Source organism: Edaphocola aurantiacus (assembly GCF_019797745.1).
GTDB classification, from domain to species: Bacteria; Bacteroidota; Bacteroidia; order Chitinophagales; family Chitinophagaceae; genus Edaphocola; species Edaphocola aurantiacus.
Map to the genome: position 1 here is coordinate 532,470 of NZ_VOSI01000003.1, position 11,328 is coordinate 543,797.

11 protein-coding genes are annotated in these 11,328 nt (G+C 42.2%); 7 read left to right on the forward strand and 4 right to left on the reverse strand.

The genetic code is table 11. The features are described 5' to 3' along the window. Position 1: 1 nt before the first annotated feature. Genes FTD44_RS11015 through FTD44_RS11030 form a run of 4 tightly spaced genes read right to left on the reverse strand, consistent with a single transcriptional unit; the run spans position 2 to position 4,747 of the window. Entirely contained in the window at positions 2 to 1,777 is a 1,776-nt protein-coding gene (locus FTD44_RS11015) for a BamA/TamA family outer membrane protein (RefSeq protein ID WP_222166491.1), read from the reverse strand. Next, a complete protein-coding gene (locus tag FTD44_RS11020) occupies positions 1,774 to 2,853 on the reverse strand; it encodes a YncE family protein (RefSeq protein WP_222166492.1) in 1,080 nt (359 codons plus the stop codon). The genes FTD44_RS11015 and FTD44_RS11020 overlap by 4 nt, the downstream gene beginning before the upstream one ends. Positions 2,854 to 2,867: 14 nt before the next feature. After that, positions 2,868 to 3,410 (reverse strand): glutathione peroxidase, encoded by a 543-nt coding sequence (locus tag FTD44_RS11025; RefSeq protein ID WP_222166493.1) that lies wholly within the window; start codon positions 3,408 to 3,410, stop codon positions 2,868 to 2,870. Positions 3,411 to 3,463: 53 nt separating this feature from the next. Then, entirely contained in the window at positions 3,464 to 4,747 is a 1,284-nt protein-coding gene (locus FTD44_RS11030) for a hypothetical protein (protein WP_222166494.1), read from the reverse strand. 117 nt (positions 4,748 to 4,864) lie between these two features. Between FTD44_RS11030 and FTD44_RS11035 the strand changes: the two genes are divergently transcribed. The 7 genes from FTD44_RS11035 to FTD44_RS11065 all read left to right on the forward strand — a co-directional run bounded on the left by FTD44_RS11035 (position 4,865) and on the right by FTD44_RS11065 (position 11,292). Continuing rightward, positions 4,865 to 5,560: a 2-C-methyl-D-erythritol 4-phosphate cytidylyltransferase gene (locus FTD44_RS11035; protein ID WP_222166495.1), complete on the forward strand. Its 696-nt coding sequence runs from the start codon at positions 4,865 to 4,867 to the stop codon at positions 5,558 to 5,560. Next, positions 5,547 to 6,482: a hypothetical protein gene (locus FTD44_RS11040; protein ID WP_222166496.1), complete on the forward strand. Its 936-nt coding sequence runs from the start codon at positions 5,547 to 5,549 to the stop codon at positions 6,480 to 6,482. Before FTD44_RS11035 ends, FTD44_RS11040 begins: the two co-directional genes overlap by 14 nt. A 63-nt stretch (positions 6,483 to 6,545) precedes the next feature. Further along, a complete protein-coding gene (locus FTD44_RS11045) occupies positions 6,546 to 7,202 on the forward strand; it encodes a CoA transferase subunit B (RefSeq protein WP_129021403.1) in 657 nt (218 codons plus the stop codon). A gap of 384 nt (positions 7,203 to 7,586) precedes the next feature. Continuing rightward, a complete protein-coding gene (locus FTD44_RS11050; RefSeq protein WP_129021402.1) occupies positions 7,587 to 8,057 on the forward strand; it encodes a DUF1573 domain-containing protein in 471 nt (156 codons plus the stop codon). A gap of 32 nt (positions 8,058 to 8,089) precedes the next feature. Next, complete coding sequence (locus FTD44_RS11055) at positions 8,090 to 8,473, forward strand: DUF1573 domain-containing protein (RefSeq protein ID WP_246625407.1); 384 nt, start codon at positions 8,090 to 8,092, stop codon at positions 8,471 to 8,473. Between the two features lie 77 nt (positions 8,474 to 8,550). After that, positions 8,551 to 9,846, forward strand: a complete 1,296-nt coding sequence (locus tag FTD44_RS11060) for an MDR family MFS transporter (protein WP_222166498.1) — start codon at positions 8,551 to 8,553, stop codon at positions 9,844 to 9,846. Positions 9,847 to 10,044: 198 nt separating this feature from the next. Beyond that, a complete protein-coding gene (locus FTD44_RS11065) occupies positions 10,045 to 11,292 on the forward strand; it encodes a DEAD/DEAH box helicase (RefSeq protein WP_246625408.1) in 1,248 nt (415 codons plus the stop codon). The last annotated feature ends 36 nt before the right edge of the window (positions 11,293 to 11,328 follow it).

The following is an 11,328-nucleotide window of genomic DNA, read 5'->3' on the forward strand; positions in this document are numbered from 1 at the left end:
GCTAAAAGTAGGTTACATATCCAAAATGGACTTTGGTATTTCTGAACTGGAAAGGCTCCTGGTCCAGCTTGCCCAAGGCCAGTACCACATTGAAGATGCCGGACTTACTTTCGAGGCTTATACCGGTTCCGAAACTGAGCGGTGTACTGGTCTTATTGGTAAGATTATACCGGGTATAGGTCTTGCCACCATCGGCAAAGAGAAAGAAATAGGATTGTGGAGAAAGCAGGGTCCTTAACTCTGCCGTAAATACATGGTACTGATTCACATAAATACTACGCTCATCAAAACCACGGAGTAATTTAAAGCCCCCGATCTGGTATAGTTCATTCTGATACAGGTTTTGGCCGCTGATATACCCACCTTCATAACCGGTTTTGATCGTCAGCAGTTTAGCCAGGGGTATAAAATATTGCAGGGAGGCCAAAGCACGATACTGCACCTTGTCCCTATTGGCAGCCTCGTACAGGCTGTTGTAATCAAACCCATCATTGATTGAAAGTATGTTGTCATTGGGCAATACTTTCCGTTGCAGGGCAGCCATACTGATTTGTGCCGCCCAGCCCCTGACCGGGTTTTGTATATGATTGGTCCGGTTCATTACATACTCTACATTCAATCCACGGGTATTGATATCAATATTGTCATTCAGGGTCTTGTATTGCTGTACAAACGCGATATCGGGATTAGCTACCCTGTTATTGTATAACTGAAAGGCAATACGGATATAATCTTTGGAGGTGAAGAGGTAGCGAAGGCCTGCCTCGTAAGACGTGCGGCGGAATAAGGTATCTCTCCCAAAGTATTCAAACTTTGCATCAACAGCTATATTCGAGCCCATGATGTATGGAACGATCAGTCCCGCATTGAGTTGTGGTGACCGGACCTGCAGATTCTTGTAGGTAATATTAAATGTTTCGCCATAGCCCATGGTATTATTGAGCAATAGCAGTATGTCAGCGGTCCAGGTAAAACGCTTGCTGGACTCACTATTAGGCTGCAGTCCTACCAGTGCATTGATCTGGTTTGATTTTTTATCATTCAGGTAGAGGTCCAGGTTGTTGCGGTCTATGGTAAAATTCATGATCCAGGGCTGAGATTCCTGGAGGAAAGGTAATTCCTGGATTTTTTTAGAAATATTCCGGACTGCTTTTTCATTATATGGTTTGCCTTCTTTGATACCCAGATAAGATTGAAGGAACAGGCGGTCTACCTGAGCATTGCCCGATAAACGCATAGAGTCTATTGTGATATACGGTCCTTTGTTTAAGCGCAACACCGCGTGCAACACCCGCGCACTATCAAGCTGTATACTGTCCAGGTAGGTCTGTGCAAAGGGATACCCATTGTTTTCTGCATAGACAAGTATCTGCTCCATCAGGTTACCTATCCTTTGGGCACTCAATACCTTGTTGGTATAATCCCGTTCTATGATACCTGTATTATTCAGGATGACTCTGGGAATATCGTGCAGGCTTATCTTACCGATGGTATATACCGGGCCGGTATGGATAATAGTATGTATGGTATCTGCCTGCACCTGCCAGCTGTCGGCAGCTGCTTCAAGATATCCTTTTTTGTGCAGGTTGGAGATAAGCCCCTGGACAAAATCACGGGCCAGGTATTCATTGCTGAACGTCTTGTTTTGTGCCTCTTTAAATAATTGAGGATCCCTGCTGTCTATATACAACACTTTGCGCAGGCTGTCCTGCGCCTGCACACGGGCTATCGTAAGCCCCAGTATGATGCATAACAACAGGTATCTGATCACAATCATTCAAAGTAAAAATAACCCGGTCCCAATTCTGCCAGGAATTGTTTTACAGGTGTGCCATCCGGCCTATAAACGAGTACACTACCCTTTTGTATAAATCCTTTCGGGTCTCCGACATAGATCAGGCCCGTAGCCGGGTCTATGCCTAATGCCCAGAAATATTGCAATTGTTGTGCCGCGATAAAGGCCTGAGTTGGCGCCTGTGTCGCGGTAATCGGCATTCTGTAAATACCATTGTAGGCATTGGCAGTACCCTGGTAATTCACCCCGATAAAATAAATCGTATCCTTAGCCGGGTTAAATGCCGGTTTAATCAGATCTGCATCGCTTCCGAAGGAAATGGTTTTGATAATACTACCCGAAACCGGGTCCAGCTGTGTCAGCGTTGAAGGTTTGTTATAGGTATGATTACCGGCCAGTACCCATAATTTCTGATTCTTATCTACCAGTACCTGTGTAGGTGCATAGCCACCAATATTGATCTGGCGGCTGATGACATTTGTAGAAGGATCAATTTCATAAATGAAATTGCAACCGGTATCCCAGGGGCATACATACACTTTATTATTCAATAGTGTAATACCCTCATTATTCTTGTTAGTGGTGGCTATAGTATCTGTGATCTGGTTGGTAGTTGGATTCAGGACAAATATGCGACGGCCATACATACTGGTAATATACGCTTTGTGCTGATCTACTATCTGTATATAACGCGGCTGATTTACACTGATCTCCCCCTGTTTGACAAAAGTTTTTTTGTCTACAATAACAATCTTATTGGAATTGTTCACTACCAGGTACAGTTTACCATTCCATACCGTAAGGCTCTGAAGTACATCGCCAAGCGGTGCATTATTTGCAATAGTATACACATTATTGATAATGCTGTCTGTAACTGTATTGATATAGCTCAGCGAAGCATTGCCATTACCGAATACCCCTTCATTGGCAATCAGTATCTTCCGGTCTTCAGTAGCAGGATTACCGGTATTGCCGGGATTCGGCTTGTCTTTAACACAGGCTGTAAACAGCACAATACTGCAGCAGAACAGTATTAGTCCTTTGAAATATTGACTCATTCAGGCAGATAATATTATTTAATCAGAGATACAATCTCTTCGCTCATTGGCTTGGTAGCCGGGCTGAAATGCTGTACCAGCTTACCTTGTTCATTGATCAGGTATTTCTGGAAATTCCATTTTACAGAACTGCTTTCCACACCATTATAATCCTGGGTAGTAAGCCATTGATAAATCGGAGCCATATCTTTTCCTTTTACAGAAATCTTAGCCGCCATAGGGAAACTCACGCCATAGTTTTTCTTACAGAACTCAGCAATCTCGTTATTGCTGCCCGGTTCTTGGCTCATGAAATTGTTAGCCGGGAAACCAATAATAACCAGTTTGTCTTTATACTGTTTGTATAATTCTTCCAGTTCTTCGTATTGCTTGGTAAAACCACACTTAGAAGCGGTATTTACAATCAGGATCTTTTTGCCTTTAAAATCAGCAAAGTCTATAGTGGAACCGTCCAGGGCTTCTACCTTGAACTCATAAATTGATTTCGGAAGCTGTGCATTTGCTTTTGGTTTGCAGGCAAACAGGAAAGAGAGGAGGCCCATAAGGAAGTATTTCATTATTGTGAATTTTAAATATTAATTAAGCAGTTCAAAGTTACGGTAAAATGTACTTACGAAATCGGTTTCAACCGGTATTGGCTCTGTTCAAAGAAAATAACAATACTTACAAAGAGGCTAACGATCATCAGGTATAAATATGGAACCTGTATAAAGAACAGGAATACTGCCAGGTATATCTTAAAAGAGCCCATCAGGAAGATGCGGTGATTAATGTTATTTCTTTTAAACCAATACCAGATGCCTAATATTAATGTAGTACCCAGGGAGCAGATCACATGTGCTTTTTGCAAAAGTTTTAGCCTTTGTGTAATCGGGATTGTGTCTAACTCGAAAAACTTAAATGCAATCCCCTGCCCTGCATACAGGTGAAAAGGCTTGCCTGTAGCTGTATTGATGTGCTTCCATTCTCCCAAAGCGGAGGTGTCATAGTATTTATAGCCTCTGTAGAACAATCCCCAATCCTTACTAAGGAACGGGATAATGTATATGACCCCAACAAACAATGCGACGGTAATAACTGTCTGCCAGAATTGTTTACGAGGTTCGGCCCACCAGACCACTGCTGTTGCGAGTGGTAACCATAACAGCAGGCTGTAACGTGACATCAGGCATATTCCGATTATTAATCCGCGGAAAATGGCATTACTGCTATTAAGGCTGCAGATAAGCAGCATATAATAACCGGCTACCATAATCTCAATGGTATGACCAATTATAGTATCATTGTAATAACAAATATAAAAGTAAGACAGTGCCAGTGCCAGCGGGCCTGATACCTGTACAATAATACTGGAAGAACGGTAACTGCGCACCAACACAATTACAGATGCCAGGAGCCAGATGCCGAGCGCAATCCAACGATAGTCGAAATGGCCTTTTTCGGCAATAAGATAGGGCATCCACTGCATGGGCAGGTAAGTAACCGGTAAATGATATCCGAATTTTTCGATGGGTTCGTAAACGAAAGAACCATTCAGGTACCGGGTACATAGTTCCTGTACTGTTGGAATGACGTCGGAGGAGGAAAGGCCGATCGGTATGCGGGTCATGATCTTACCGGCATCAATAGTTATAATAATGACTGCCAGCAGGCACAGGACTGCAAAGATGCCCGCCAGCCAGCGGCGCGATGCAGGTGCTGCAATAATTACTGTTTTTTTGTAAAATTTAGCCAGCAGGCATAAACCAAATGCCAGGCTGGAAAAGAAATAGCCGAATGAATTGACCGTCTGGCCGAAGAATTTTTTAGCATATATGCTAAACAGTACTTCAAGGGCGATGCAGAGGAAAAATACTATATCATAGGAAGAAAAGCGTTTGCTTTCTACAAGCATATAATGTTGTTTTTTAGGTGATTGTGATTAAGGGTTCCTGCGAAAATAGTAAATATTAGGGGCAAATGTCTGTTCTGATTACCTTTGCAGCTGATATCAAAGACCACTAACGATTCCATGAACTCCGAAAATACAAACTGCATTGCCGTAATCGTAGCCGGAGGCAAAGGCCTTAGGATGCAGACTGCAATACCTAAACAGTTTTTACCATTACAGGATAAGCCCGTGCTATACCATACCGTTGCTGCGTTTCAGCAGGCCATTCCAGGTATACGTATCGTACTGGTGCTGCCTGAAGACCATATCAGTTATGCCAATATGATCCTGCAGCAGTTTGCCGGAGGTATAGATGTAACAATCATAACCGGAGGTAATACCCGTTACGAGAGTGTACGCAATGGCTTGCGGGAAGCTGGTACAGATGATATTATATTTGTGCATGACGGAGTGCGTCCGCTCCTCTCTTCTGCTTTGATTCAACGATGCTTTATGGCTGCGGAAATGCATGGCTCTGCTATTCCTGCGGTTGCTGTCAGTGACAGCATCCGTGAAGTGACAGAAACCGGCTCTAAAGGGGTGAACAGGGAACAACTGCGGGCTATTCAGACACCACAGACCTTTAAAGGCTCCATTTTGCTTCCTGCATTCGAACAAGCTTACCAGGATAGTTTTACAGATGAAGCCTCTGTTGTTGAGGCATATGGTCAACAGGTCTTCCTGGTGGAAGGAGAAAAAACAAATATAAAAATCACCACACCGGAAGATATGATATTTGCTACCGCTATTTTAACGCTACATCATGAACAGAAATAACACTTTTGCTTTCTTAATGGCAGTATTAATGCTCTGGAGCGGCCGTGCTGCAGCACAAACAGTGGATACTTCTCTGTTTTATATGCCTATATCCCTGGATGAAGTAATCGTTTCTGCCCGGCAGAGAGGATTTAATGTGCCGGAATTTATACAGGCCATTAAAGAAGATACTACTTTTTATAAGGCATTTAAAACCATGCGCCTGCGCACGTATAATGCAGAGAATAATATTGCAGCATATAATAAGAAGGGAGGCGTGCAGGCTACACTGAATAGTGAAACCAAACAGATATTCCGTGATGGTTGCCGCACAATGAGGGTACTTGAAGAAACCGCTACCGGTGACTTCTACGACCGTAAAGGAGGGTATAATTATTTTACCGCAGAGCTGTTTGCTGGTTTGTTCTTTACCAAAGGCACAGTCTGTAATGATAATAACATTGTAAGAGGTTCTTTGGACCGTGAATTATCCGGCAAGAACCGTATAGAGAAGAGTAAGGTGCAACTGAAAATGCTTATGTTTAACCCGGGCAGCAGCATCCCAGGGTTACCGTTTATCGGTAATAAAGTAGGGATTTTTGACCCTGAAGTGGCTAAGATGTATGATTTTAAGCTTACGGCACAGCAGAAGAACGGCGAGGAAGCCTATTGTTTTGAAGCCATACCCAAGCCGGAATATGCAAAAAAAGTTGTGATCAACCGGTTCGTAACCTGGTTCCGTCCTTCAGATTACTCTATCATCTCCCGTGACTACTCCCTTTCTTATGATGCTTTGGGTTATGATTTTGATGTAGTTATGCATGTAGATTTGAGGCAGATCGGTAAAGAATTACTGCCTTCATTTATCAGTTATAAAGGCAACTGGAAAGTGGTGACCAAAGCAAGAGAAAGAGTGAACTTTACCGCTTCATTTTCATACTAATTTCTTCTTGGCATCCTCAAAAAAATATATACATTTGCGTATCATAAAATACAACCATCAATCATGGGCTTAAACAGAGATCAAATTGCAAAACGTATTGCCAGAGAACTGAAAGACGGCATGTACGTAAACCTGGGTATCGGGGTGCCTACCCTGGTGGCCAATAACGTGCCGGACGATATCGAGATCGTATTGCAGAGTGAAAATGGTATGCTGGGTATCGGACCTTTTCCTACCGAAGAAGAAGTGGATGCGGACCTGATCAATGCCGGTAAACAAACCGTAACCCTGCGTCAGGGCGGTAGCTATTTTGACAGCGCATTAAGTTTCGGAATGATCCGTGCCGGTAAAGTAGATCTTACTGTTCTGGGTGCTATGGAGGTTTCTGACCAGGGCGATATTGCAAACTGGAAAGTACCGGGTAAAATGGTGAAAGGCATGGGTGGTGCTATGGATCTGGTTGCTTCAGCCAAAAACATTATTGTAGCCATGATGCACACTGATAAAGAGGGCAATTCTAAATTGCTGAAACAGTGTAGCTTACCGATTACTGGTTTGAAATGTGTAAAGCGTGTAGTTACTGACCTGGGCTTTTTCGAGATTACAGAAAATGGTTTCTTACTGAAAGAATATGCCCCTGGTGTAACTATAGAAGATATTAAGGCTAAGACCGAAGGGAGATTAGAGATTGCTGCAGATGTGAAGGAAATGGAATTTTAGTAAAGCATTGATTCTGATTAGTTAAAATATTCAAAAAATTAATTATTGGAAGATATTCAAATTTTACTAACTTTGTTGTATATAGTCTAAAAAATAATCATATAAAATAATTTATTTCAATGAAAAAATACCTTCGCATTATTGTTGTTGTATTTGCTGTGTTATTTGCCGGAACATTGGTTCAGGGTTGTGCAGCAGGAAAGAAAAGCAAATACAGCTGCCCCAATAGAATTTAATTAAATGCACATCTTGCAATTCGGGATTAGTTAAGTTATACATATGTTTTTAACTGGCAATTAACCCGAATTGTCTTTTATACTATGTCTTGTAGTATTAACTTTGACAAGCAAACATTTCTTTCAAACTGATAAATTTTAATAAAAAATGAAAAAACCGTTGATGTCTTTAGCAGTATTATTATTAATGGGTACTACTGCTGCCTTTGCTCAGGAAAACAGAAAGTCTTTAAAAGCAAAAGAAGCAACTACTGCTGCAAATCCGGCTGATGGAATGAAGTTCAAACAAGAAGTTCATGATTTCGGTACCGTTAAAGAAGGTGATAAGGCTGAATTTGACTTCGAATTTGTAAACAAAAGCAAAGAACCGATTATCTTACAATCAGTTACTGCATCTTGTGGCTGTACAAGCCCTTCTTGGTCTAAAGAGCCTGTAAAACCAGGTAAAAAAGGTACTATCCGTGTAGCATATTCTACTCCGGGTCGTCCTGGTCCGATCAATAAGAGCATTACTGTAACCTCTAATTTAGGTACTAAAGTACTGCAGATCACTGGTAGCGTAACTCCAAAACCAGCTACTTCTGCTCCAGAGACAAAATCAGTAATGAAAGCTAACTAATATTGCTTTTTTTACGCTTTAATTTTATGAAAATGAAAAAGACACTCTCTTTATTAATACTGGTACTTACGTTCTCCGTTGTGACTTTCGCGCAAAGTGGTCCTGCATTCAAATTTAAGGAGTCCAATAATACTTTTGATTTTGGATCCGTTAAAGAAGGACCTGATGCCGTGCACGTATTCGAATTTACGAATACCGGAGATCAGCCGATATTAATTCAAACGGCGGAGTCTTCTTGCGGTTGCACTACCCCGGATTGGCCTAAAGCGCCGATCCTGCCTGGTAAAACCGGCAAAATTACCGTCAAATACAATACGGCAAATCGCGTAGGACCAATCAATAAATCTATCTATATCAAATCCAATGCCAGCAGAGTGCCGGTGGAATTAAAGATCACGGGTAACGTGGTGAAATAATTCCGGATAATATATTGATCTTTAAACAGAGAGGCTTCCATAAGAAGCCTCTCTGCTGTTTTATATCAGGTTATGTTGTGGTAAACTTTTCTAAACGCTTCCCGGGCAAACCTGTATACTTTACTTTTGCAAACTATCTAATCATTGTGCAACGACTCTTCAGAATCTATACCGACTCATTTAAAGGACTTTCTACAGAATCCTGGATGCTATCCATTGTAATGCTGCTCAACAGGGCTGGCTCTATGGTATTGCCTTTCCTGGGGGTGTATATGGTAGATCACCTGAAATTCAGTCTTGCCGATTCTGGTATGGTATTGAGTTTCTTTGGTATCGGTTCTGTTGTGGGTTCCTGGTTAGGTGGTTATATCACTGACCGCATCGGAGAGTTTAAAGTGCAGTCATTCAGCCTGTTTGCCAGCGTTCCTATGTTCTGCCTGTTGCCACTGTTTCATACACCGGCATCCCTGGCCGTAATGGTATTGATTCAAAGCATCACCAGTGAGGTCTTTCGTCCTGCCAATTCTGTTGCGATCGCAAAGTATGCCCGTCCGGAAAATATTACCCGGGCATTTTCGCTGAACCGTATGGCCGTGAATTTGGGCTTCTCTATAGGCCCTGCACTTGGAGGATTATTATCTGCCATATCTTACAATTTCCTGTTCTTCTCTAATGCAGCCGCAGCATTGGTTGCGGGCTTTGCCTATATATACTTTTTCAGAAAGAGACATGCACGGTTTATCGCACAGAAAGAAACGGTTGTTGTGCAGGATGTAAAACCGGCAAAGGAGCGCTCTCCGTACAGGGATATGCGTTTTGTCGCGTTTTGTTTGTTGTGTTCTGTTTTCTCCATCTGTTTTTTCCAGTTGCTCAATACCCTACCCTTGTTCTATAAAGATGCGGTAAAACTAGACCAGGGAATGATCGGTATATTACTGGGTTACAGTGGTATTGTGGTTGTATTGTTTGAAATGCTGCTGGTACATATTGCCGAACGCAGATGGACCATTACCCATACAATGGTAATCGGTACTATATTGTGTGCCATTTCCTACAGTATATTAGGTTTCTCTCATCATATGTTATGGCTTTTTGTATCCATAACCTTCCTCAGCCTGGGAGAGATACTTATCCTGCCCTTTATGTCTACCATTACCGCTGCACGTGCCGGTAAGTTCAACAAAGGCAGCTATATGGGCATGAATGGTATTTCTGTAGCCATTGCTTTTATCATATCCCCTTTGCTGGGCTCTAAAATAGCCAGTATATACGGTTTTGAACGTTTATGGATCGGGACGGGTATTCTCCTATTAATAGCCAGTATTGGTTTTTACTTCAGTGTGAAGAAACTTTTTCCTCATTCCAAAGCCTGATGAAAGTACGGTGCGATCTGCGGGAATGGAGGCTGGGCTTCTATTCTGGCAGGAGCGATCATCGTTTTTAGGTTAACAATATAATTCTAACATAATCTTTGATATAAATAACGGACCTTTGCAAGTCGGGGCAGTATGCCCCGTTTATTTTTTATGAATCAAACATTTCAATCTTTACACCTGATAAAACCCATCTTATTGGCATTAGACAAGCTGGGCTATCAGCAACCTACCCCCATTCAAGAACAGGCTATACCTCATGTACTCAATCATAAAGATCTATTAGGCTGTGCACAGACCGGTACCGGGAAGACAGCAGCATTTGCTATTCCTATTTTACAGGTACTGGATGCCAAAGGGCCTTCAAGACAAAGACCACGCATCAAATCACTTATTCTGACTCCAACCCGCGAACTGGCTATACAGATCGATGAGAGCTTTGCTGAATATGGTGAATTCCTGCATTTAAAACATACTGTTATTTTTGGTGGTGTAAGCCAGGTACCGCAGGTACATCAGTTGCAGAAAGGCATAGATATCCTTATTGCTACTCCGGGTCGTTTACTCGACCTGATTCAGCAAAAGATCATTTCACTTGCAGATATCGAAATTTTCGTACTGGATGAAGCCGATCGTATGCTGGACATGGGTTTTATCCATGATGTACGCAAAGTGATTAAACTGCTTCCGGCTAAAAGACAAACCTTATTCTTCTCGGCGACTATGCCTAAGGTGATCCAGGAACTGGCAGATACAATCCTGACCAATCCTGTTAAGGTTTCTGTTACACCGGAATCGACTACTGCAGAAACGATCAAACAAAGTTTGTATTATGTTGATCGTTCCAGTAAGTACCAATTGCTGGCCGATCTGTTACTGAACGAAATTGATGACAGCGTGCTGGTATTTACCCGTACCAAACACGGAGCCGATAAGCTCGTTAAAATCCTGCATAAACGAAATATTACGGCGATGGCCATACATGGTAATAAATCGCAGAATGCAAGACAGCAGGCCCTCTCCCGTTTTAAGGATAAATCCATCAAAGTACTGATAGCAACCGATATCGCTGCCCGTGGTATTGATATCGACCTGTTGAAATACGTTATTAACTACGAGATCCCGAACATACCGGAGTCTTATGTACACCGTATCGGACGCGGTGGTCGTGCCGGCGCTGATGGCGTAGCAATCTCTTTCTGTGATATTGACGAGATGGATTACGTTAAGGATATCCAGAAAATAATCGGAATGAAAATTCCGGTTGTTGAGGACCATAACTATCCGATGAAGAACATGGAAAAGAAAGCCCCTGAAAAGCCAGTCAGGAATGGCCGTAAACACCAGACAGAAGCTGGTGGTGGAGACCGTAAGCCTAAATCCCAGGCTCCTGCAATGGCTAAAAAAAGAAAGAAAAAACCAGATCTGAGATCTAAAGAAGCATAATAAAAAGCGCCATAAGTTATTTCTTATGGCGCTTTT

Coding starts and splice junctions, on each gene's coding strand:
- FTD44_RS11015 (WP_222166491.1), bottom strand. CDS start 1,777: ATGATTGTGATCAGATACCTGTTGTTATGCATCATACTGGGGCTTACG.
- FTD44_RS11020 (WP_222166492.1), bottom strand. CDS start 2,853: ATGAGTCAATATTTCAAAGGACTAATACTGTTCTGCTGCAGTATTGTG.
- FTD44_RS11025 (WP_222166493.1), bottom strand. CDS start 3,410: ATGAAATACTTCCTTATGGGCCTCCTCTCTTTCCTGTTTGCCTGCAAA.
- FTD44_RS11030 (WP_222166494.1), bottom strand. CDS start 4,747: ATGCTTGTAGAAAGCAAACGCTTTTCTTCCTATGATATAGTATTTTTC.
- FTD44_RS11035 (WP_222166495.1), top strand. CDS start 4,865: ATGAACTCCGAAAATACAAACTGCATTGCCGTAATCGTAGCCGGAGGC.
- FTD44_RS11040 (WP_222166496.1), top strand. CDS start 5,547: ATGAACAGAAATAACACTTTTGCTTTCTTAATGGCAGTATTAATGCTC.
- FTD44_RS11045 (WP_129021403.1), top strand. CDS start 6,546: ATGGGCTTAAACAGAGATCAAATTGCAAAACGTATTGCCAGAGAACTG.
- FTD44_RS11050 (WP_129021402.1), top strand. CDS start 7,587: ATGAAAAAACCGTTGATGTCTTTAGCAGTATTATTATTAATGGGTACT.
- FTD44_RS11055 (WP_246625407.1), top strand. CDS start 8,090: ATGAAAAAGACACTCTCTTTATTAATACTGGTACTTACGTTCTCCGTT.